Source organism: Bacillus sp. BB51/4, from assembly GCF_008368845.1.
Classification (GTDB): domain Bacteria; phylum Bacillota; class Bacilli; order Bacillales; family Bacillaceae_G; genus Bacillus_A; species Bacillus_A wiedmannii.
On the sequence record NZ_QOSC01000017.1, the window covers coordinates 142738 to 165303 of the forward strand.

Consider the following 22566-nt stretch of genomic DNA (forward strand, 5'->3'; position numbering starts at 1 on the left):
CTACAATTCTTCCACAATTATATTGTGGTTTGTATAAACACAAATATCGCCAGCAATGTCTAAACTCGCTTTCGCAATTTGCTTCGCTGTTAAATGTTCACTTGCATATTGCTTTAAAGCACGACCTGCAGAAAGCGCATAATTCCCACCAGATCCAATCGCTAAAATACCATCATCCGGTTCAATCACTTCTCCTGTACCTGAAACAAGAAGCATAGTTGTTTTATCCATGACAATGAGCATCGCTTCTAGCTGACGTAACATTTTGTCGCCACGCCATTGTTTTGCCATCTCAACTGCAGCACGCTGCAAGTTCCCATTGTACTCTTCTAATTTCCCTTCAAACATTTCAAAAAGAGTAAATGCGTCAGCAACGGAACCTGCAAAGCCAGCTAAAACTTTCCCTTGGAAAAGTTTACGGACTTTACGAGCTGTATGTTTCATTACAACTGCATTTCCCATTGTCACCTGACCATCTCCAGCCATTGCACATTCTCCATTATGATGAACTGCAAATATCGTTGTAGCGTGGAAATTTCCCATAGAAAAAAACTCCTTTATATGTTTTTATAGCTTTAAAAGCAATTTATGCCCGCGGGTGATGCTTCATGTAGACCGAACGCAATCTTTCTTTAGAGACATGCGTATAAATTTGTGTCGTCGACAAATTCTCATGACCAAGTAGCTCCTGTACAGTACGTAAATCTGCCCCTTCATCTAACATGTGTGTAGCAAATGTATGCCTTAACATATGGGGACTTATCCGCATTGTCAGTGAAGCCTTCTTAATGAGTTCGTTTAATACATAACGTACCCCTCGACTTGTTAGCGGCGTGCCTTTCGCATTTAAAAATACCATATGAGAGTGCTCTTCAGTTTTGTGAGCTAACTGTTTTCTCCCGTTCTCTATATAAGTAATTAAAGCATCTTGCGCATAGCTTCCGAACGGAATATACCTTTGTTTTTTTCCTTTTCCCATTACTAAAATTGTTCCCACCGCGAAGTCAATATCGGTAAGTTGTAAATTGACACATTCACTCACACGGATTCCAGTCGCATACATCAACTCTAATAAAGCTTGATTCCTTTGACCTAACGGCGTTTCCGTATCAGCAACTTCAAATAATTCCTCTAATTCTTCAGCATATAAAAACTTTGGGATTGACAATTCTTTTTTGGGGAGTGACGCAAGTGCAAACGGATTATCTTTCCGATAACCTTCACGCATCAAAAAACGATATAAACTTCGTAAGCTTGATACTTTTCTTGCGACAGATTTACGGGCTAACTTTTCATCGTGCAACGTCGTTAAGTACAAACGAACATCCGCGTATGTAACATCTAAAAAAGAGGATATGCCTTCTCGCTCCATAAATTGCACAAAATGTTCTAAATCATTTTGATAACTTGCAATTGTATATTTTGAATAATTTCTTTCAATTTGTAAATATCCAACGAATAATTGTAACAATTTCTTCACATTCACACAATTCACCTCAATAAAGGCTACTAAATCGTATCACAACTTAGTAGCCTTTGCAAGAAATTTAACTAAATATTTACAAAATTTTGAATTGTTTCTAAAGCGCGTGTTGCATATGCTTCATTTCGTTCTGCTTTCCTCTTAACTTTCTTCTCTAACGGTGCAAACAAACCGAAGTTTGCATTCATTGGCTGGAAGTTTTTCGCGTTTGTCGCAGTAATATAATTCGCCATACTCCCCATTGCAGTTACAGGCGGTAATACAACCGGCTCTTCACCTTTCACAAGTCGAGCAGCGTTAATACCAGCTAGTAATCCTGATGCCGCCGATTCAACATATCCCTCTACTCCAGTCATTTGGCCAGCGAAGAATAAATCATCACGTTGTTTATATTGATATGTTGGACGAAGCAAGTTAGGTGAATTAATAAACGTATTACGATGCATTACACCATAACGTACAATCTCTGCGTTTTCCAGTCCCGGAATCAACTGTAACACTTCTTTTTGTGGCCCCCACTTTAAATGCGTTTGGAAACCTACGATATTGTATAACGTTCCCGCTGCATCATCTTGGCGTAACTGAACAACGGCATATGGCGTTTTCCCTGTTTTCGGATCTTCTAATCCAACAGGTTTCATCGGTCCAAATACTAGCGTCTGTCTTCCTCTACTTGCCATAACTTCTACCGGCATACAACCTTCAAAGAAAATTTCTTTTTCAAATTCTTTTAAAGGTACTGTTTCAGCAGCAATTAAAGCCTCGTAAAAACGGTCAAATTCCTCTTCCGTCATTGGGCAGTTTAAATATGCAGCTTCACCTTTATCGTAACGAGACTTTAAATATACTTTATTCATATCAATGCTGTCTTTCTCAACAATCGGTGCTGCAGCATCATAGAAATAAAAATAATCTTCACCTGTTAATTCTTTTAATTGCGCAGCAAGATCAGGAGACGTAAGTGGACCTGTCGCGATAACAGTAGGTCCTTCTGGAATTTCAGTAATTTCTTCATTCATCACAGTTACGTTCGGATGGTTTTTCACATACTCCGTTACCTTTGCCGCAAATTCATGACGATCTACAGCTAAAGCCCCTCCTGCTGGTACAGAGCACTCATCAGCTGCACGAATAATAACAGAGTCCATTAAACGCATTTCTTCTTTAATAACACCAACAGCGTTTGTTAATGTGTTTGCGCGAAGTGAGTTACTGCATACTAACTCTGCAAATTTATCTGTGTGATGAGCTGGCGTTTGCCTTACTGGTCTCATTTCATATAATTTTACTTGGACACCACGTTTTGCAATTTGGTAAGCTGCTTCACTTCCTGCAAGACCTGCGCCAATGACGTTTACTACTTGTGTTGTCATATTTATCACCTTTCCTTTTCTTCCCGAAAAAAATGTGAGCAGTTACGCTCACATTTGTTGTTCTTCTTCATAATCACACGAAATACATTGTACTTGCACGCCTTTTTTCAACTTCTTCTCTACAAGCATACCTTCGCACTTCGGACATTTACGACCAATTGGTTTATCCCAAGATACAAAGTCACACTCTGGATACGTACCGCATCCATAGAAAAGACGTTTCTTTTTATTACTACGGCGTTCAATAATTTGACCTTTATCACACTTCGGACAAGTAACACCGATTTCTTTCACAATCGGTTTTGTATTACGACAATCTGGGAAATTCGAACAAGCCATAAATTTCCCGTATTTACCCATTTTAAAGACCATTGGGTGATCACACAATTCACAGTCTTCCCCAGCTGGTTCATCTTTAATTTCCACTTCACGCATTTCTTTTTCCGCTTTTTCTAAACGCGGTTCAAAGCCTACGTAGAAATCATCAACAATTTTTACCCAATTCGCATTTCCTTCTTCTACTTCATCAAGACTTTGCTCCATGTTAGCAGTAAATTCAATGTTAATAATTTCTGGGAAAAACTCTAAAATAAGTTCAATTACTATTTCACCAAGTTCAGTTGGAACGAAGCGTTTATTATCCAAACCTACGTATCCACGTTTTTGAATCGTTTCAAGTGTCGGTACGTAAGTCGACGGTCTTCCAATTCCAAGCTCTTCAAGTGTTCTTACTAGACGAGCCTCTGTATAGCGCGGCGGAGGTTGTGTAAAGTGTTGCTTCGGTTCTAAATCCTTCGAAAATACCGTTTCCCCTACTTCTAAAGGTGGCAACATTTTATCCTTTTCTTCAGCCCCGTCATCTTTCGACTCTACATACACTTTCATAAATCCTGGAAACTTTACAACCGATCCACTTGCACGGAACTGAACATTGTTATTAATGAGTCTAGCTGTCACAGTATCCATTATAGCAGACGCCATTTGACTTGCAACAAATCGCTCCCAAATCAGTTTATACAACCGAAGTTGATCACGACTTAAGAAACTCTTTAGTTCCTCTGGCCTTCTCATTACCGAAGTAGGACGAATTGCCTCATGCGCATCTTGCGCGTTCGACTTTTTCGTTTCTTTCTTCTTTTCTGTCCCTATGTATTCCGCACCAAACGCCTCAGTAATGTAAGTACGCGCCTCTGTTTGAGCTGTTTCTGAGATACGTGTTGAGTCAGTTCTCATATACGTAATAAGACCTACAGTCCCTTGCTTTCCAAGATCTATACCTTCATACAATTGCTGCGCGAGCATCATTGTTTTCTTTGCTCGCATGTTTAACTTACGCGCTGCCTCTTGTTGCAAGGAAGATGTTGTAAACGGTAATGCAGGATTACGTTTTCGCTCTTTTCGCGTTACATTTTCAACTGAAAACGCATTATCTTTCATCTGTTCAATTATTTCATTCACTTGCGTTTCATTCGTTAATTGAACTTTTTCACCATCTACACCGTAAAAGCTTGCTTCAAATGTGTCTTTCCCCTTCACAAATTCTGTCTTAATTGTCCAGAATTCTTCAGGCTCAAAGATTTGAATTTCTTTTTCACGTTCGATAATTAAACGAACTGCTACAGATTGTACGCGCCCTGCACTTAATCCTTTTTTTACTTTCTTCCATAATAAAGGACTAATATTGTAACCAACAAGACGATCTAGTATACGCCTTGCTTGTTGTGCATCTACTAAATCCATATTAATCGCACGAGGATGTTTAAACGATTCTTTTATTGCATCTTTTGTAATCTCATTAAACACAACTCGACAATCTGATTCAACGTCCACATTTAACGTATTGGCTAAATGCCAAGCAATTGCTTCCCCTTCGCGGTCTGGATCGGCCGCGAGATAGACTTTCTTTGCTTTTTTGGCCGCTGATTTTAAATCTTTTAAGACGGGACCTTTACCACGAATGGTAATATACTTCGGGGTGAAGTTGTTCTTTACTTCTATCCCCATTTGGCTTTTAGGTAAATCGCGAACGTGTCCCATAGACGCGACAACTTTGTATTTTTTCCCTAAATATTTCTCAATGGTCTTCGCCTTAGAAGGCGACTCCACGATTACGAGGTAATCTGACATGCTAGTGCCTCCTTAAGAGGTGGATTCAAGTCTTCATCAATCTTATTGATTTCTCTTGTTTTTGTCAATCAAGAATGAATATACCATACAGTGCCTATCTACCATTTGTCAATAATTGTTTAATAAAAACATAAAAATATAAGGTTAATTTAAAACCTCTTCCAAGATATCTTCTGCATTTCTTACTAGTTTTGCTCCTTGTTGAATCAGATGATTCGTTCCTGATGCACTATCTATAAATATAGGCCCAGGAAGTGCAAATACCTCTCTATTTTGCTCTAAAGCAAGGTCCGCAGTAATAAGTGTTCCACTTCTTGATTTCGCTTCTACAACTAAAACACCCTTACTTATACCACTAATAATCCGGTTCCTTTTTGGAAAATACCATTTTTTCGGTGCATAGTGCGGCGGATACTCTGTTAATAACAATATATATTCATTCCACGTTTCATATAAATGTCTATTCTCTTTTGGATACATATACGATAATCCGTGTCCTAGTATTGCAATAGTCGGGCAATGCCGTCTTACTGTAATTTCATGAGACATTGTATCTATACCTCTTGCAAACCCACTGACAATAAGCCATTCCCTTTCTAATAATGGGTGTAAAATAAATTTTAAACTCTCATGTCCATATAAAGTCGGTTCTCTCGTGCCAATAACCGCTAATTTATTCGCTTTATTGAGAAAATCCTTCTCTCCTTTTCCATATAACACAAAGGGGGGATCTTGTATTTCACGTAATAATTGTGGATAATCTTCATCCCATATAGTCATATAAAAGATTCGATTTTTCTCTAAATAAGATATATATTGCGGGAGATTTGAACTTTGAAGAAAATTTACTAATTCTGAAGATTTTTTCGAGGATATTCCAGTGTAGTATTCCATTTGTTTTGTATTAAAAGTGTATATTCCCTTCAATTCAGGATCGACATATAGTAGTCTTTTCATCGCCTTCCAATGATCTGCTAAAAAATAATGAAGATGTAATAATCGTTCTCTTTTCATCTTAATTCCCCTTACCCATAATTTTTATTATGTAAACAAAAATTGCGTAAAAAGACACCTTCAAGCGAGAAGGTGTCTTTCAACAGATTAGTAGTTTTTACAAGTCTCAAATAGACCTTTTTCTTTTAAGACAGAGATTAGCGTTTCGCCCATAACCGCTGGAGTTTCCGCTACTTTAATACCGCAAGCTTCCATCGTTTTAATCTTTTCTGCAGCAGTTCCTTTACCACCAGAAATGATTGCACCAGCATGGCCCATACGTTTGCCAGCAGGCGCTGTTTGGCCACCAATGAAGCCTACAACAGGTTTTGTCATATTAGCTTTCACCCATTCAGCTGCCTCTTCTTCTGCTGTACCACCGATTTCACCAATCATAATTACAGCATGCGTTTCTTCATCTTCATTAAATGCTTTTAACGCATCAATAAAGTCCGTACCGTTAACTGGGTCCCCACCGATACCTACAGCAGTAGATTGGCCAATACCTTCTTGTGTTAACTGATGTACAGCCTCATACGTTAATGTACCAGAGCGAGATACGATACCTACATGGCCTTTTTTATGAATGTACCCTGGCATAATACCAATTTTGCATTCATCAGGCGTAATAACACCAGGACAGTTTGGTCCAAGTAAACGTGTATGTTTACCCGCCATATATCTCTTTACATTTACCATATCTAATACAGGAATTCCTTCAGTAATACATACTACTAAATCGATTTCTGCATCAACTGCTTCCATAATTGCATCAGCCGCAAAAGCGGGTGGAACGTATACAACCGAAGCATTTGCGCCTGTTGCCTTCACTGCATCTTCTACAGTATCAAATACTGGTACACCTTCAATATCAGTGCCACCTTTACCTGGCGTTACACCACCGACAATTTTCGTACCGTATTCAATCATTTGTTTTGTGTGGAATAAACCTTGAGAACCTGTAATACCTTGAACAATAACTTTTGTATCTTTATTAACTAATACGCTCATTTTTCTCCCCCGCTTTCTATTAGCCCACTAGTGAAACAATTTTTTGTGCACCGTCTGCCATAGATTCTGCTGCAACAATATTTAAGCCAGACTCATTTAAAATTTTCTTACCTAACTCGACGTTTGTACCTTCAAGACGCACAACTAAAGGCAATTCAAGACCTACTTGTTTCGTCGCTTCAATAACACCTTCTGCGATAACATCACACTTCATAATGCCACCAAAAATGTTAACGAAGATACCTTTTACATTTTTGTCAGAAAGGATAATTTTGAATGCTTCTGTAACTTTTTCAGCTGTTGCACCGCCACCAACATCTAAGAAGTTAGCTGGATCGCCATGGTAATGTTTAATGATATCCATTGTAGCCATCGCTAAACCTGCACCATTAACCATACAACCGATATTTCCATCTAAAGGAATGTAGTTTAAGTCATATTTAGAAGCTTCAATTTCTTTTGAATCTTCTTCATCAAGATCACGAAGTTCTAAAATGTCTTTATTGCGATATAAAGCATTAGAATCAAAGTTTAATTTCGCATCTAATGCCATAACTTTACCGTCACCTGTTGTAACAAGTGGATTGATCTCCGCGATTGAGCAATCTTTTTCGATAAACGCACGGTATAAGCCCATCATAAACTTCACAGCTTGTCCTACAAGCTCTTTTGGAATATTGATGTTAAACGCGATTCGGCGCGCTTGGAAGCCTTGTAAGCCTACTGCTGGATCAATATATTCTTTAAAGATCTTTTCAGGTGTTTGCTCTGCTACCTCTTCAATTTCTGTTCCACCTTCTTCAGATGCCATTAAAACAACTTGAGAAGTTGCACGATCTAAAACTAAACCAACATAATATTCTTTTTTAATATTGCAACCTTCTTCGATAAGTAAGCGTTTTACTTCCTTACCTTCAGGACCTGTTTGATGTGTCACAAGTGTAGTTCCTAAAATGCTCTCTGCATATGTACGAACTTCATCTAAATTTTTTGCAACTTTTACTCCGCCAGCTTTGCCGCGTCCACCAGCGTGAATTTGTGCTTTTACTACACATACATCCGTTCCTAATTCTTTCGCTGCTTCTACAGCTTCTTCTACTGTAAATGCAACCTTCCCGTTTGGAACGCTAACCCCATAGCTTTTAAGGACTGCCTTACCTTGGTACTCATGGATATTCATGGTCCCATCCTCCCCTGTTTTCCTGTTTTACTCGAAAAGTTTTTTAATGTTTAAAAAACATTACATTGCCATTGTATAAGATGATTGGCACGCTGTCTACAATAAAGTGTCAGAAAACTGAAATCGCTTTATTCTTTTTTGAAAATAATAATGTTCATATACCAAAATAAAAAAATAAGCTGCATATTCACAGCTTATTTTTGAATCGTATCTTTAATTGGTGCAAAAGATTTCCGATGTTCTTCTAATACTCCATGCGCTTCAATCGCTTCTAAATGTTGTTTTGTGCCATATCCCATATGTTGTTCAAATCCATATGCAGGATACTTTTCTCCAAGCTCTTTCATCATACGATCTCTCGTTACTTTCGCAATAATGGATGCAGCTGAAATAGAAATACTTTTCGCATCCCCTTTAATAATGGACGTTTGCGGAATTGGTGTAGGAAGTTTCATCGCATCAATTAATAAATGTTCTGGTGCACAAGATAAATTCGCAACAGCATCTAACATCGCTTGTTTCGTCGCTTGATAAATATTTATCTCATCAATAACTTGTGGTGATACAATTCCAACTCCAATTGCAATTGCTTGTGCTTTAATTTCATCATAAAAACGCTCTCGCTTCGCCTCACTCAGCTTTTTCGAGTCATTTAACCCTGGAATATAAAAATTTTCTGGAAGGACAACAGCTGCCGTCACGACAGGCCCAGCTAGCGGCCCACGCCCTACTTCATCTATACCGGCGATAAGTGTGAGCCCTTTTTCACGTAATGCAATCTCGTACTTGGACATTTCGAAAAACTTTTCTTTTTCTTTCTGCGCTAACTCTTTTTGTTTATGCCACTTCAAAATAAGCTTTTGTATTCCTTTTCGCTCGTCTTTCATTAATATTTGGAAGCAGTCGTCCTCCTCACTCATTATTTCATGCAGTAAACGTTCCGCTTCTTGAATAGTCACTTTTTGCATTCATGCCACTCCCTTTATATACAAAAAAGAAAAGACGTACAAACGCACGTCTTATACTTCTTCTACTTTTTCTGCATCTTCTGTCTGCTCCGCAAACTCTTCTGGTGTTTCAAACGTCATTTTCCCAAGTTTTCCACCACGAAGCTCACGAAGTATAAGCTCAGATGTTTTATCATAATCAATCATTCCGCCGCCCATTAAACAGCCTCTATTTTTTCCAATTGCATCGAATAACTCCACAATATCTTCTGGAATTTCATTTAAATTATATCGATCTTTCAAACGTTCTGGATAATGTTTTTCCATAAAACGTAAAGCGTAAACAGCAACATCTTGTAAATTTAAAATTGAATCTTTAATTGCGCCCGTTGTCGCTAAACGAAGACCCACTAATTGATCTTCAAATTTAGGCCATAAAATACCGGGTGTATCTAACAGTTCCATTTCCTTCCCAACTTTAATCCATTGTTGAGCTGTTGTCACACCAGGACGATCTCCTGTTTTAGCAATATTTTTCTTCGCCAACTTATTAATTAACGTAGATTTACCAACATTCGGTATACCTACAATTAATGCACGAATTGCTCTCGGTCTAATACCTTTTGCAACCATTTTATCAAATTTTTCTTTCACTAACACTTTACAAGCCGCTGCAATTTCTTTCATACCTTGTCCAGCTTGTGCGTTAATTGAAATTGCCATCTGACCTTTTTCTTTAAAATATGCGATCCATTGCTTTGTTAAACGATCATCTGCCATATCCGCTTTATTTAAAACAACAAGCCTCGGCTTATGTGTAATAATCTCATCGATCATTGGATTTCGAGAAGATAAAGGTAATCGAGCATCTACAAGCTCAATTACAACATCAATTAACTTTAATTTTTCTGTTACTTGGCGTCTAGCCTTTGCCATATGTCCCGGGAACCATTGAATTACCATGTTGCCACCTTCTTTTTCTTTTATTTCACAATACGAGCATCTTTTAACGGCCAATATAGTATATTTGCTTTTCCAATCACTTGGTCCATTGAAATTGTACCAATCGAACGGCTATCTTTACTAAAACGACGATTATCGCCTAAAACAAATAATTGACCTTCTGGAACAGTTTTCTTCCCTGTCATTTCTTCAAGAGTAAAATCATATGTAAGCGGTCCGTCAGCAATTTGTTTTTTTTGCTTGTCTAAATACGGCTCCTCATAAGCCTTTCCGTTAACATATAGTTTATCATTACGATACTCTATTTCATCGCCTGGCAGGCCGATAATGCGCTTAATATAATCTTTATCTTCCGTCGCTTGGAATACGATAATATCAAATCGTTTCGGATCTCCTATGTGATAACCGATTTTATTGACAATCATTCGATCGCGATCATGTAAAGTAGACGCCATCGATACTCCATCTACGAGAATTGGAGCAAAGAAAAACTGTCTAATAACACCCGCTAATACAACAGCAATCAAAATTGCTTTGATCCATTCCCAAAGTGAACTCTTTTCTTTCTTCATGCATTTCCCCTCCACAATTATGTAAGCTGCTCGTATTATATCAAAATTTTATATAGATTGGAAAAAGGGAGCTTGTGTATTTACAAGCTCCCATACATGTCTTATCGAATTTCTTTAATACGTGCTTTTTTACCGCGAAGGTTACGTAAGTAGTATAACTTAGCACGACGTACTTTACCACGACGAAGTACTTCAAGTTTCGCGATTCTTGGCGTGTGAACTGGGAATGTACGCTCAACACCTACACCGTAAGAAATCTTACGAACTGTGAATGTTTCACTGATTCCGCCACCACGACGTTTAATTACAACACCTTCGAAAAGCTGAATTCTTTCACGAGTTCCCTCAACTACTTTTACGTGTACACGTAAAGTGTCTCCAGGACGGAATGAAGGAAGGTCAGTTTTTAATTGGCCTTGAGTAATTTCTGCGATTAATTGTTGCATATTAAATTCTCTCCTTTAAACAGATGCTCTTATAAAGTCTTAATAAATTACAGCGGAACATCGTTAATACGGCCACTGATTTCAGTAGCACAAGTGTTATAATAGCATATTGCTAGGACTGTTGCAATAGAAAATATATCAAGCCCTTACTTGTCTTCTTTAATTTGTTCTAGCCATTTCGCTTCTTGCTTAGATAATTCTCGTTCTTCCAGTAAATCCGGTCTACGCGTGTACGTACGACGTAGAGATTCTTTGTGTCGCCATTCATCAATATTTTTATGATTTCCTGACATTAGTACATCCGGTACCTTCATACCACGAAAATCAGCTGGACGTGTATAATGAGGATGTTCTAATAAACCTGTACTAAACGAATCCTCGACTTGTGAAGCATGATTTCCTAGCACTCCCGGGAGGAGACGCACGACACTATCCGTAATAACCATAGAGGCTAACTCTCCGCCGGTTAATACGTAGTCACCGATAGAAATTTCATCCGTTACGAGATGCTCACGAATTCGTTCATCGTACCCTTCATAATGACCACACACAAAAATAACATGCTCTTCTTCAGCAAGTTCTTCTGCCTTCTTCTGCGTAAAACGCTCTCCTTGTGGACACATTAGGACAACTCTCGGTTTACGGTCTGTTTCCTTCGTTAACTCTTCCACTGCATCAAAGATAGGCTGGGGGGTTAATACCATCCCAGCGCCACCACCATACGGATAATCATCTACGCTATTATGCTTACTCGTTGTATAATCGCGGAAATTGACAACACGAAGCTCTACCGCTTCTTTTTCTTGTGCTTTCTTTAAAATTGAAGATCCAAACACACCCGTAAACATATCTGGAAACAATGTTAAAATGTCAATTTTCATTATAATAGCCCTTCCATTACATGAATGGTTACTAATTTATTCTCAATGTTAACTTGAAGTACAACATCATCAATATAAGGAATTAATAGATCTTGACCTTTTGGACGTTTAATTACCCAAACATCATTTGCACCAGGAGATAAAATTTCTTTTATTGTTCCTAACGCTTCTCCTTCTTCCGTTACAACACTGCAACCAATAATTTCATGGTAGTAGTATTCGCCTTCAGCTAGTTCACCTAACTGCTCTTCTGGTACTTTTATTAAAGAACCTTTAAACTTCTCTGCTTCATCTACATTGTTGTATCCTTCAAATGTTAATAAATCAAATGTCTTATGTTGACGATGAGAAGTTACTTTCACTGGAAGGTAGTCTGTACTTTTCTCATTACTTATGTATAACGTGTTTCCTACTTTATATCGCTCTTCTGGAAAATCAGTACGAGAAATAACACGAATTTCTCCTCTTACGCCATGAGTATTTACAATTTTCCCTACGTTAAACCATTTTGTCATAAATAGTATGTCACCCCTGGTTTCTATATAAATTAAGCATCTCCATTTCACATATGGAACATGCAACTTCTCTTTAAATGTTAAAAAAGGGAGAGGAAATAACTCCTCGCCCTTTTTACGTTTATTGAATTTCCAGTGTTACTTTTTCATCATTATGATGTCCCACTGAATACAAGAGCATTCGAATTGCTTTCGCAACTTTCCCTTGCTTTCCAATGACTTTTCCAACATCCTCAGGATGTACAGTTAATCGATACTTTATCTCTCCGTTGTAAAGTTCCTGTGTAACTTTTACATCTTCAGGATGATCGACAAGAGGCTTGACAATCGTCTCGACTAACTTCTTCATAGTCATTGCCTCAATTACTTACCTTGTTTAGATAAGTGGAATTTCTCCATGATACCTTGGTTAGAGAATAAGTTACGAACTGTATCAGATGGTTTAGCACCATTTCCTAACCATTTTAATGCTGCTTCTTCGTTGATCTTAACTTCAGCTGGTTGAGCAACCGGATTGTAAGTACCGATTTCCTCAATGAAACGTCCGTCACGAGGAGAACGAGAATCTGCAACAACTACACGATAGAAAGGAGTTTTTTTAGCTCCCATACGTTTTAAACGAATTTTAACTGCCATTTATAAAGCACCTCCGAATTTATTTCACACAGATAATTATATTAGCAAAAAGACTATTGCTTTGTAAAGTATTTTTTCTTAACAGAGCCATCTTTTTTCCTTACATGAATGGAAACTTCAATCCACCTAGTCCTTTTTTCTTACCTTTTTGCATTCCCGTCATCGTTTTCATCATCTTTTTCATATCATCAAATTGCTTGATTAAACGATTGATTTCTTGTACCGTTGTACCGCTACCTTTGGCAATGCGCTTTTTGCGACTAGCATTGATTATTTCCGGTTGTTCTCGCTCTAATTTAGTCATAGAACGAATAATTGCCTCAATATGCCCAATTTGTTTTTCATCAACTTGCGCATTTTTCAGCCCTTTAATTTTATTTGCACCAGGAAGCATTCCTAACAATTCATCAAGCGGTCCAAGTTGACGCACTTGTCCAAGTTGTTCTAGGAAATCGTCAAGCGTAAACGAAAGCGTACGCATTTTTTGCTCAAGTTCTTTTGCTTTCTCTTCATCAACTGTAGCTTGCGCTTTTTCAATTAATGTTAAGACGTCTCCCATCCCTAAAATACGGGATGCCATACGCTCTGGATGGAACGCTTCAATCGCATCTAGTTTTTCACCCATACCAGCAAATTTAATCGGTGTATTTGTTACCGCCTTAATAGATAATGCCGCACCACCGCGCGTATCACCATCTAATTTCGTTAATACAACACCTGTTAAACCTAACTGTTCATGGAAACTTTGTGCAACATTTACCGCGTCTTGTCCCGTCATCGCATCGACAACAAGGAAAATTTCATCCGGTTTCGCAACTTCTTTCACTTTCGCTAATTCATCCATTAGTTCTTCATCAATATGCAGGCGACCTGCTGTATCAATTAAAACATAATCGTGATGATCTTCTTTTGCTTTTGCAATCGCTTGTTTCGCAATTTCAACAGGACTTACTTGATCTCCTAAAGAGAATACAGGCATGTCCAATTGCTTCCCTAATGTTTCAAGCTGTTTAATCGCTGCTGGACGGTAAATATCCGCTGCAACAAGCATTGGTTTACGATTATGCTTTTTACGAAGCAAATTCGCAAGCTTACCTGTCGTCGTTGTTTTACCCGCACCTTGCAGACCAACCATCATTATAACAGTCGGTGGCCTATTAGCAACAGCAATTTTACTTTGCTCTCCGCCCATAAGTTCTGTAAGTTCTTCCTGTACGACTTTAATTACTTGTTGTCCAGGTGTCAAACTTGTCATTACATCTTGTCCGACAGCACGTTCAGACACACGCTTTACAAAATCTTTTACTACTTTAAAGTTAACGTCCGCTTCTAAAAGAGCTAGACGAACTTCTCTCATCATTTCTTTCACATCGGCTTCAGAAACTTTTCCTTTGCCGCGGATTTTTTGCATTGTCTGTTGAAGTCGGTCGGCTAATCCTTCAAATGCCATATTGCCGCCCTCCTAATCTAATTTTTCGATAGCTTCAACAACTTGTTTCATTTCTTCATTCACATGCTCTTCTTCGCTGATTAGCTGTTTTAGCTTTGCAACAAGTCGCTGTCGCTCTTGAAACTTTTGAAGTAATACTAATTTATCTTCATATTCTTCAAGCATCGCTTCAGTCCGTTTAATGTTATCATACACGGCTTGGCGACTTACATCAAATTCTTCCGCAATTTCACCAAGAGATAAATCATCTAGATAATAAAGCGACATATAACTTCTTTGTTTTTGCGTTAACAACGATTGATAAAAATCAAATAAATAGTTCATTCTCGTTGTTTTCTCGAGCATGTTGGATCATCCTTTGTTAAGTGATTTCCCTTTACATGAATTAGTTTACATGGAGTACAAAAGAGTGTCAAGTTTTTTTCTTAACATCACATATTTTTATAGAAAAAGAAGCGGAAAATGCCGCTTCTTTCACTTACACTTCTTCTGTTTCTACTAAGTTCGCAAATAAACCATACACATATTGTTCTGGATCAAACTGCTGCAAGTCATCCATTTGCTCTCCTAATCCAACGAATTTCACCGGTACATCCATTTCGTTACGAATCGCTAATACAATACCACCTTTAGCAGTTCCATCTAACTTCGTTAAAACAATACCAGTAACGTTCGTTGCTTCACGGAATGTCTTCGCTTGACTTAAACCGTTTTGTCCTGTTGTTGCATCAATAACAAGTAATACTTCGTGAGGAGCCCCCGGTACTTCACGCTCAATTACACGCTTCACTTTCTCTAACTCTTTCATTAAGTTTACTTTATTTTGTAAGCGTCCTGCTGTGTCACATAGTAATACGTCTACTTTACGTGCTTTCGCGGCTTGTACAGCGTCATACATAACCGCCGCTGGATCAGATCCTGACCCTTGTTTAATCACTTCTACACCAACGCGATCGCCCCATACTTCTAATTGTTCAATCGCCCCTGCGCGGAATGTATCTCCTGCCGCCAATAGGACAGACTTACCTTCTGATTTGAATTTATGTGCTAGTTTACCAATCGTCGTCGTTTTCCCTACGCCGTTAACACCGACAAATAAAACAACTGTTAGTTGATCCTCTTGCATATTAATTTCGTTACTAAACTCACTGTCACCTTTGTAAATTCCTACTAACTTTTCTGAAATAACAGCTTGTACTTCTTTTGGATCTTGGATGTTACGACGTTGCACTTCTTCTTTCAATTGATCAATTAATTCCATTACCGTCGAAACTCCGACATCTGCACCAATTAAAATTTCTTCTAATTCCTCAAAGAAATCTTCATCTACTTTACGATAACGATAAACTAAATCATTTACTTTATCTGCAAACGAATTTCTCGTTTTTTCTAATCCATGTTTAAATTTCTCTGTTACCGTATCTGTTTGTTTTGAAATTCTTTCTTTTAATTTTTTAAAAAAACTCATACTGTCCCATCCTTCCTAATTACTTGCAACTAGTTCTTCTCCATCATCTAAACGAACCGAAACAAGTTTAGATACCCCTGACTCTTGCATTGTTACACCGTATAATACGTCAGACTCTTCCATTGTACCTTTTCTATGTGTAATGACAATAAACTGTGTCTCATCACTAAATCTCTTTAAATACTGCGCAAAACGAGCAACATTCGCCTCATCAAGAGCCGCCTCTACCTCATCTAATACACAGAATGGGACTGGGCGCACTTTTAAAATACCGAATAACAGCGCAATTGCTGTTAAAGCACGCTCCCCACCAGAAAGTAAACCTAAGTTTTGCAGTTTCTTCCCTGGCGGTTGCGCTACAATATCAATACCAGTATTTAATAAGTCCTCTGGATTCGTCATGACTAAATCCGCTCTACCGCCACCAAATAATTCAGAGAATACCGATTGAAACTCCATTCTAATTCCTTCAAACGTAGTAGAAAAACGTTTTTTCATTTCTTCATCCATTTCGGTAATAAGTTGGTGCAATGTCGCTTTCGCTTCTTCTAGGTCATCTTTTTGCTCTAGTAAGAATGTATGACGCTCTGCTACACGCTCATACTCTTCAATTGCCCCTAAGTTCACTGTGCCTAGCTCTTCGATGGATAATTTAATTAGTTTCACCTTTTTACGTGCATCCTCTGCAGGCATCATCATTGTATACTTCAGTTTTGCTGCTTCAAATGAAATCGTATATGTTTCACGTAAATGTTGTAATCTATTTTCTAACTCTACATCAAGTCGGTTTATTTTTACTTCTTGATTTTTCAGCATCTCAAGAATGTATTTATGTTTACCTGTTGTTTCTTTCAGATTACGTTCTAAATATTCTACTCTCTCTTGTAACGATACGCGTTGTTCACGACGAGAGCGAATTAACTCTGAAGTTTGATTACGATCATATGCTTTCTTCTCAATCATATTCGTAATCTGTTCTTCACCACTTGAATTAGATGTCATTTCTTGTTTTAAGAATGCTAAATCCTCTTTCGTTTTGACAAGCGTTGCATCCGTTTCTTCTTTTTCCTTCGTCAATCGTTCAACTTTTTCTTTTTGATTAGATAAGCGTTGTTGCTTTTCAGCCGCCAACACTTTTAACTCAGTCATTTCTTTTTGCACTTTTTCTTTCGAAGAATACTGCTCACTTTTTTGTTTTGTTAAAGCGACAATTTTGCTATCTAATTCCGTAATCTCCGCTTGAAGCGTTGCTAAAATCTTTTCTAGCTCTTCTTTACGCCCTTGTATCTTCACTTGATCTTGTAAAAAACCTTCAATCTCTAAATCGTAAATAGATAAACGATCATTAATACGATGTTCTTCTAATTCTAAGCGACTAATTTCTTCTCTTAATTTCTGTTCATCTACACGCTCTGCTTCTACACCTTGCCTTAGTTCGCGTATTTTCACTTCTTTTTCTTGAATCTCTTGCTTTACTGCTTTAACAAAGTTTTCTAACTTCGTTGTTTTTTCTTCCATATCAGTTAACTTGCTCGTCCACTCTTCTAGCTCACGTTGACGTCCTAATAAAGAAGATTTCGCCTGTTTTACCGCTCCACCAGTCATAGAACCGCCAGGGTTCACTACATCACCTTCGATTGTTACAATGCGATAACGGTATTGCAGTTGTTTCGCCAACTCATTCGCCCCGCGTAAATCTTTCGCAACAATAACAGTACCTAATAAATTTGAAACTACATTTTCATATTTATTGTTATATTGCACAAGTTCTGCCGCCACACCTACAAACGATGGGTGTTGATTTACAATACGTAATTGTTCAAATGATAACGATCTACTTTTAATAACAGCTTGCGGTAAAAACGTTGCTCGTCCATGTTTATTTTGTTTTAAAAATGTAATTGCATTACGAGCATGTTCTTCTTTTTGTACGACAATATGCTGCATCGCTGCACCTAGAGCAATTTCCATTGCAATTTCATATTCTTTCGGTACCGTTAGCAGTTCTGCAACAGCACCCTCGATACCTTGCAACCTATCTTCTCTAGCTTTTAACACTTCACGTACCCCTTGATAGAAACCAGAGTAATCCTCTTGCATCTCTTCTAGCATTTCTTTTCGAGAACGTGCCTGTTGTACAAATTGATACGCTTGATACAGTTTTGTTTCATTTTCACTATACTGCGTCTTGCATTTCCCAAGTGCCACTTCTGTCTTTTGTATATTCGAAAGGATACCAGCTACTTTTTCTTTCACTTGTTCATAACTTTCCACAAGTTTCGTCTTTTTCGCTGTAATTTCCATGCGTATTTCTACATATTTCGCATTTTCTTCATCGAGGCGTTCATTTTTTGAGTTTTGTTGTTTAGATTGTTCTTCAATCATAGATAACTCATTACGATGACTAGCTTGTTGATTTAAAAGTTCAATATAGTCACCTTTTAAATTCTCAATTTGTTCCTCTAAATTGTCAGCAAAAGTTGCAAGCAGTAGCTCATTATCATGCAATTTTGTCTCCAACTCTTTTACTTGATTTACAAATTGCATCAACACTTCTGTACTGGATTCAATTTCACCATCATAACTTGTAGCTTTCTCTGTTAATTCAACAATTAACTGTTCGAGTTGTGCACAATGCGTCGTTGCATTTTGTTTTCTCTCTTTTAATAACTCACGCTGTCCTTCTAACTTTTCTAGCTCTTTACTAGAAAGAAGCAGCACTTCTTGTAAGGAATCTACAGACTCATCTACTGCTTGTAATTGTCCTCGTAATTCCTCAAGCTCTTCTTCACCTTTTTGTAAATGCGTTGACATTTTAGCTTCTTCGTTTTTATTATGCCCAAACTGATTTCGAAGCGCTTCCCATTTCTCATGTAATTCTTCAATTTCATGTACAATAAGCGCCGCTTCTACTTTCTCTAATTCTTCTTTTTTCTCGAGATAATCTTTCGCAATAGAAGCTTGTCTTTCTAAAGGTTCTACTTGACTACTTAATTCGTGAATGATATCTTGTACACGATTTAAGTTTTCTTGTGTGTCTGCTAATTTCACTTCAGCTTTCTTTTTACGAAGTTTGTATTTCAGCACTCCCGCAGCTTCTTCAAATACACCACGACGTTCTTCTGATTTACTACTTAAAATCTCTTCAACTTTCCCCTGGCTAATAATCGAAAAAGCTTCTCTTCCCATACCAGAGTCCATAAATAAATCGATAATATCTTTCAATCTACATGATTGTTTATTAATATAAAAATCACTATCACCAGAACGAGATACACGACGCGTTACACACACCTCATTATATTCAATCGGTAAACGTTGATCTTCATTATTTAAAGTTATTGTTACTTCAGCAACATTAACTGCTCTTCTCGTATCACTGCCTGCAAAAATAATATCCTCCATCTTTGCACCACGTAATGATTTTGCAGATTGTTCACCAAGTACCCAGCGAATCGCATCAGTAATATTACTTTTCCCACTTCCATTAGGTCCTACTACGGAAGTTACACCTGGGACAAAATCAACAGATACACGCTCAGCAAAAGACTTAAACCCTGCTATTTCTAATCTTTTTAAAAACACGAAAGGCCTTCCTCCTATTCTCCGTTGTTATAACTGTTGTCTATACAAACACAAGCTATTATACGGATTTCCCTTCCCTTTATTCACAAACAAAAAGAAAGTTTCATTCTATGCATAAGGAATCCCCCTCATTCAAAGGGGGATTCCTTATAGTTGTTCTTTTAATTTTTTCAATGCTTCTGCAGCAGCTTGTTGCTCTGCTTCTTTTTTCGACTTGCCACTACCAAGACCTAAAGCCACGTTATTTAACGTAACACGTGACACAAATTCTCGATTGTGGGCCGGTCCTTTTTCCTGCAAAATTTGATACTCAATATTGCCACTACCATCACGCTGAATCAACTCTTGTAATTGACTCTTATAATCCATCACATGAGAAAAAGCACCTTCATTAATTTTAGGGTATACAATTTCTTTTAAGAAGCCCCATACTGTTTCTAACCCTTGATCAAGATAAAGGGCACCAATAAACGCTTCAAAGACATCCGCTAATAAAGCTGGTCGTTCACGTCCACCTGTCATTTCCTCACCTTTTCCTAATAAAACAAGGCTACCAAATGACAACTCGTTTGCAAAACGAACAAGAGATGGTTCACATACAATAGCTGCACGTAGTTTCGTTAACTCTCCTTCGCTCATTGTCGGATATTTTTGAAACAGATACTGTGACACAGTAAGTTCCAATACTGCATCTCCAAGGAATTCGAGACGCTCATTATCTTCATGCGGTTTTTTTCGATGCTCATTCACATACGATGAATGCGTAAATGCTTGAATCAATAATTTTTCATCTGAAAACGTAATACCTATCTCTTCTTGAAATACTTTAAACGCTTCACGATATTTTGTTTCGTATTTTTTTTCTCTATGTTTTCGGTACGGCATAGGTCCCTCCAGATATAAGCCGAGAAGCCCCGCTAAAAAACGGGACTTCACTTAAGCATTATAGATGACTCTCTATGTAAGTCACAGCATCGCCAACAGTAGCAATCTTTTCAGCATCTTCATCAGAAATTTCCATTTCGAATTCATCTTCCAATTGCATTACAAGTTCTACTACATCTAGGGAGTCTGCGCCTAAATCTTCTTTAAAGCTCGCAGCTGGTACTACTTCAGTTTCTTCTACACCTAAACGATCAACGATGATTTTTGTTACACGCTCTAAAACATCTGCCATTCCATTCACCTCCCCTCAAATATTATATTAAATATTGGCCAAAAAAACTAGTTGAAATCAATTCTTTTATTACATTACCATTCCGCCATCAACATTTAACGTTTGCCCTGTAATATATTTGCTTTGATCAGAAGCAAAAAACGTTACAGTATTTGCGATATCTTGCGCTTCACCAAACTGAGCTGCAGGAATTAACTTTAACATTTCGGCTTTTATATTTTCATCTAATATATCCGTCATATCAGTCGCAATAAAACCTGGAGCAATTGCATTTACAGTAATATTACGGCTCGCTAATTCTTTTGCTGATGTTTTTGTTAATCCAATTACACCCGCTTTAGCAGCAACATAGTTTGCTTGTCCTGGATTACCTGTCACTCCAACAACAGAAGCGATATTAATAATACGTCCATGACGCTGGCGCATCATGTATCGAGATACTGCCTTCGTACATAAGAATACACCTTTTAGGTTTGTATTAATAACTGTATCCCATTCTTCTTCTTTCATACGCATTAATAAATTATCTTTTGTTACACCTGCATTATTTACAAGAATATCAACTTGTCCAAATGTATCTACAGTTTGTTTCACCATATTTGCAACGTCTTCAGCATTTGCAACATCTGCTCTTACTGCAATTGCATCCGAACCTAATTTCTTTATCTCATCAACTACTTCATTCGCCTTTTGCTCATTACCAGCATAATTTACTACAACATTTGCCCCTTGTTTCGCTAAATCAATCGCAATCGCACGACCAATTCCACGTGAAGCGCCAGTTACTAATGCTACTTTCCCTTTTAACATCAGTTTTCTCCTCTCAAATTTGAAATGGTATCTTTTAATGTCTCTTCATCGTATATCGCATATGCTTTCACTGATGAATCAATTGACTTCATAAGTCCAGCAAGTACTTTCCCAGGTCCAATCTCAATAAATGTATCTACCCCTTGATTCACCATGTTTTCAATGGACGGGTACCATAAGACAGGCGAATAGAGCTGTTCAATTAGCTTTTCTTGAATAAGTGCACCATTTGTAATAACGTCTGCTGTTACATTTGCGATAACAGGAATATTCGTATCTTGAATTGTAATTTCTTTTAAGACACTTTGGAACTTCTCCGCTGCTGGCTTCATAAGCGAAGAGTGGAACGGTCCACTTACCTTAAGCGGAATTGCTCTCTTTGCACCATTTTCTTTCGCTCTTTGAGAAGCAATCTCAACTCCTTGCTTTGTTCCAGAAATCACAATTTGCTTCGTACTATTCATATTAGCGATTTGCACTGCATATCCTTCACTTGTTACTTCTTCTGTAACTTGTTTCAGCATATGTGGATCAGCACCTAAAATAGCCGCCATTGCACCTTCTCCACCAGGAACAGCTTCTTCCATATATTCCCCACGTTTTCTTACAGCATATACAGCGTCTTCAAAAGTTATTGCACCCGCTGCTACAAGAGCGCTATATTCACCTAAACTATGCCCTGCAACAAAGTCTGGTGTAATATCATACTCTTTCAAAGCTGTCAAAATAGCAAAACTCGTTGTTAATAAGGCCGGCTGCGCATTTGTCGTTAACGTAAGCTTTTCCTGCGGCCCTTCAAAAATCACTTCTGAAAGTGAATCTTGCAACACCTCATCTGCTTTCGCAAACACATTTGCAACCTCTTTATTATTCTCCGCTAACTGTTTACCCATTCCAACTGCCTGTGAACCTTGGCCCGGAAAAAGAAATGCTAGTTTTCCCATTTCAA

Annotated in this window: 23 protein-coding genes; all 23 read right to left on the reverse strand. The window is 37.9% G+C overall.

Annotated elements, in window-relative coordinates; all coding sequences use genetic code 11:
* Positions 1 to 543, reverse strand: coding sequence for an ATP-dependent protease proteolytic subunit HslV (gene hslV, locus DN392_RS23615; RefSeq protein WP_000526271.1), 543 nt, complete (start codon positions 541 to 543; stop codon positions 1 to 3).
* A 43-nt stretch (positions 544 to 586) separates the two neighbouring features.
* The gene (gene xerC, locus DN392_RS23620; RefSeq protein ID WP_001101235.1) at positions 587 to 1486 is read right to left on the reverse strand and encodes a tyrosine recombinase XerC; all 900 of its coding nucleotides are present in this window, start codon (positions 1484 to 1486) and stop codon (positions 587 to 589) included.
* 65 nt (positions 1487 to 1551) lie between these two features.
* Entirely contained in the window at positions 1552 to 2856 is a 1305-nt protein-coding gene (trmFO, locus tag DN392_RS23625; RefSeq protein ID WP_000211997.1) for an FADH(2)-oxidizing methylenetetrahydrofolate--tRNA-(uracil(54)-C(5))-methyltransferase TrmFO, read from the reverse strand.
* Between the two features lie 48 nt (positions 2857 to 2904).
* The gene (topA, locus tag DN392_RS23630) at positions 2905 to 4983 is read right to left on the reverse strand and encodes a type I DNA topoisomerase (protein ID WP_001286953.1); all 2079 of its coding nucleotides are present in this window, start codon (positions 4981 to 4983) and stop codon (positions 2905 to 2907) included.
* A 144-nt stretch (positions 4984 to 5127) separates the two neighbouring features.
* The gene (dprA, locus tag DN392_RS23635) at positions 5128 to 5997 is read right to left on the reverse strand and encodes a DNA-processing protein DprA (protein ID WP_000818023.1); all 870 of its coding nucleotides are present in this window, start codon (positions 5995 to 5997) and stop codon (positions 5128 to 5130) included.
* Between the two features lie 87 nt (positions 5998 to 6084).
* Entirely contained in the window at positions 6085 to 6987 is a 903-nt protein-coding gene (gene sucD, locus DN392_RS23640) for a succinate--CoA ligase subunit alpha (RefSeq protein WP_000115178.1), read from the reverse strand.
* A gap of 19 nt (positions 6988 to 7006) precedes the next feature.
* Positions 7007 to 8167 (reverse strand): ADP-forming succinate--CoA ligase subunit beta, encoded by a 1161-nt coding sequence (gene sucC / locus DN392_RS23645; protein WP_088321347.1) that lies wholly within the window; start codon positions 8165 to 8167, stop codon positions 7007 to 7009.
* A 194-nt stretch (positions 8168 to 8361) separates the two neighbouring features.
* The gene (locus tag DN392_RS23650) at positions 8362 to 9135 is read right to left on the reverse strand and encodes a ribonuclease HII (RefSeq protein WP_001174726.1); all 774 of its coding nucleotides are present in this window, start codon (positions 9133 to 9135) and stop codon (positions 8362 to 8364) included.
* 51 nt (positions 9136 to 9186) lie between these two features.
* Positions 9187 to 10077, reverse strand: coding sequence for a ribosome biogenesis GTPase YlqF (ylqF, locus tag DN392_RS23655; RefSeq protein ID WP_000236708.1), 891 nt, complete (start codon positions 10075 to 10077; stop codon positions 9187 to 9189).
* Between the two features lie 20 nt (positions 10078 to 10097).
* On the reverse strand, positions 10098 to 10649 hold the full coding sequence (gene lepB, locus DN392_RS23660) for a signal peptidase I (protein ID WP_000711855.1): 552 nt from the start codon (positions 10647 to 10649) through the stop codon (positions 10098 to 10100).
* Positions 10650 to 10750: 101 nt separating this feature from the next.
* Positions 10751 to 11095, reverse strand: coding sequence for a 50S ribosomal protein L19 (rplS, locus tag DN392_RS23665; protein WP_001186518.1), 345 nt, complete (start codon positions 11093 to 11095; stop codon positions 10751 to 10753).
* Positions 11096 to 11241: 146 nt separating this feature from the next.
* On the reverse strand, positions 11242 to 11976 hold the full coding sequence (gene trmD, locus DN392_RS23670) for a tRNA (guanosine(37)-N1)-methyltransferase TrmD (protein ID WP_000686894.1): 735 nt from the start codon (positions 11974 to 11976) through the stop codon (positions 11242 to 11244).
* Complete coding sequence (rimM, locus tag DN392_RS23675; protein WP_000170282.1) at positions 11976 to 12491, reverse strand: ribosome maturation factor RimM; 516 nt, start codon at positions 12489 to 12491, stop codon at positions 11976 to 11978. The genes trmD and rimM overlap by 1 nt, the downstream gene beginning before the upstream one ends.
* 121 nt (positions 12492 to 12612) lie before the next feature.
* Positions 12613 to 12840 (reverse strand): KH domain-containing protein, encoded by a 228-nt coding sequence (locus DN392_RS23680; RefSeq protein WP_000737397.1) that lies wholly within the window; start codon positions 12838 to 12840, stop codon positions 12613 to 12615.
* Between the two features lie 14 nt (positions 12841 to 12854).
* On the reverse strand, positions 12855 to 13127 hold the full coding sequence (rpsP, locus tag DN392_RS23685; RefSeq protein WP_000268750.1) for a 30S ribosomal protein S16: 273 nt from the start codon (positions 13125 to 13127) through the stop codon (positions 12855 to 12857).
* A gap of 100 nt (positions 13128 to 13227) precedes the next feature.
* Positions 13228 to 14577: a signal recognition particle protein gene (gene ffh / locus DN392_RS23690; RefSeq protein ID WP_000863466.1), complete on the reverse strand. Its 1350-nt coding sequence runs from the start codon at positions 14575 to 14577 to the stop codon at positions 13228 to 13230.
* Between the two features lie 12 nt (positions 14578 to 14589).
* Complete coding sequence (locus DN392_RS23695; protein ID WP_000891061.1) at positions 14590 to 14922, reverse strand: putative DNA-binding protein; 333 nt, start codon at positions 14920 to 14922, stop codon at positions 14590 to 14592.
* A gap of 133 nt (positions 14923 to 15055) precedes the next feature.
* Positions 15056 to 16045, reverse strand: a complete 990-nt coding sequence (gene ftsY / locus DN392_RS23700; RefSeq protein WP_000007661.1) for a signal recognition particle-docking protein FtsY — start codon at positions 16043 to 16045, stop codon at positions 15056 to 15058.
* A 15-nt stretch (positions 16046 to 16060) separates the two neighbouring features.
* A complete protein-coding gene (gene smc, locus DN392_RS23705) occupies positions 16061 to 19630 on the reverse strand; it encodes a chromosome segregation protein SMC (RefSeq protein ID WP_048565647.1) in 3570 nt (1189 codons plus the stop codon).
* Positions 19631 to 19777: 147 nt separating this feature from the next.
* The gene (gene rncS / locus DN392_RS23710) at positions 19778 to 20515 is read right to left on the reverse strand and encodes a ribonuclease III (protein ID WP_001146867.1); all 738 of its coding nucleotides are present in this window, start codon (positions 20513 to 20515) and stop codon (positions 19778 to 19780) included.
* Between the two features lie 58 nt (positions 20516 to 20573).
* Positions 20574 to 20807: an acyl carrier protein gene (acpP, locus tag DN392_RS23715; protein ID WP_000786062.1), complete on the reverse strand. Its 234-nt coding sequence runs from the start codon at positions 20805 to 20807 to the stop codon at positions 20574 to 20576.
* A 69-nt stretch (positions 20808 to 20876) separates the two neighbouring features.
* Entirely contained in the window at positions 20877 to 21617 is a 741-nt protein-coding gene (fabG, locus tag DN392_RS23720) for a 3-oxoacyl-[acyl-carrier-protein] reductase (RefSeq protein WP_088321346.1), read from the reverse strand.
* Entirely contained in the window at positions 21617 to 22561 is a 945-nt protein-coding gene (gene fabD / locus DN392_RS23725) for an ACP S-malonyltransferase (protein WP_000516944.1), read from the reverse strand. Before fabD ends, fabG begins: the two co-directional genes overlap by 1 nt.
* Positions 22562 to 22566 lie beyond the last annotated feature (5 nt).

Coding starts and splice junctions, on each gene's coding strand:
- DN392_RS23680 (WP_000737397.1), bottom strand. CDS start 12,840: ATGAAGAAGTTAGTCGAGACGATTGTCAAGCCTCTTGTCGATCATCCT.
- dprA (WP_000818023.1), bottom strand. CDS start 5,997: ATGAAAAGAGAACGATTATTACATCTTCATTATTTTTTAGCAGATCAT.
- hslV (WP_000526271.1), bottom strand. CDS start 543: ATGGGAAATTTCCACGCTACAACGATATTTGCAGTTCATCATAATGGA.
- rpsP (WP_000268750.1), bottom strand. CDS start 13,127: ATGGCAGTTAAAATTCGTTTAAAACGTATGGGAGCTAAAAAAACTCCT.
- ylqF (WP_000236708.1), bottom strand. CDS start 10,077: ATGGTAATTCAATGGTTCCCGGGACATATGGCAAAGGCTAGACGCCAA.
- trmD (WP_000686894.1), bottom strand. CDS start 11,976: ATGAAAATTGACATTTTAACATTGTTTCCAGATATGTTTACGGGTGTG.
- rplS (WP_001186518.1), bottom strand. CDS start 11,095: ATGCAACAATTAATCGCAGAAATTACTCAAGGCCAATTAAAAACTGAC.
- lepB (WP_000711855.1), bottom strand. CDS start 10,649: ATGAAGAAAGAAAAGAGTTCACTTTGGGAATGGATCAAAGCAATTTTG.
- DN392_RS23650 (WP_001174726.1), bottom strand. CDS start 9,135: ATGCAAAAAGTGACTATTCAAGAAGCGGAACGTTTACTGCATGAAATA.
- topA (WP_001286953.1), bottom strand. CDS start 4,983: ATGTCAGATTACCTCGTAATCGTGGAGTCGCCTTCTAAGGCGAAGACC.
- rimM (WP_000170282.1), bottom strand. CDS start 12,491: ATGACAAAATGGTTTAACGTAGGGAAAATTGTAAATACTCATGGCGTA.
- trmFO (WP_000211997.1), bottom strand. CDS start 2,856: ATGACAACACAAGTAGTAAACGTCATTGGCGCAGGTCTTGCAGGAAGT.
- DN392_RS23695 (WP_000891061.1), bottom strand. CDS start 14,922: ATGCTCGAGAAAACAACGAGAATGAACTATTTATTTGATTTTTATCAA.
- ftsY (WP_000007661.1), bottom strand. CDS start 16,045: ATGAGTTTTTTTAAAAAATTAAAAGAAAGAATTTCAAAACAAACAGAT.
- fabD (WP_000516944.1), bottom strand. CDS start 22,561: ATGGGAAAACTAGCATTTCTTTTTCCGGGCCAAGGTTCACAGGCAGTT.
- acpP (WP_000786062.1), bottom strand. CDS start 20,807: ATGGCAGATGTTTTAGAGCGTGTAACAAAAATCATCGTTGATCGTTTA.
- fabG (WP_088321346.1), bottom strand. CDS start 21,617: ATGTTAAAAGGGAAAGTAGCATTAGTAACTGGCGCTTCACGTGGAATT.
- rncS (WP_001146867.1), bottom strand. CDS start 20,515: ATGCCGTACCGAAAACATAGAGAAAAAAAATACGAAACAAAATATCGT.
- sucD (WP_000115178.1), bottom strand. CDS start 6,987: ATGAGCGTATTAGTTAATAAAGATACAAAAGTTATTGTTCAAGGTATT.
- sucC (WP_088321347.1), bottom strand. CDS start 8,167: ATGAATATCCATGAGTACCAAGGTAAGGCAGTCCTTAAAAGCTATGGG.
- ffh (WP_000863466.1), bottom strand. CDS start 14,577: ATGGCATTTGAAGGATTAGCCGACCGACTTCAACAGACAATGCAAAAA.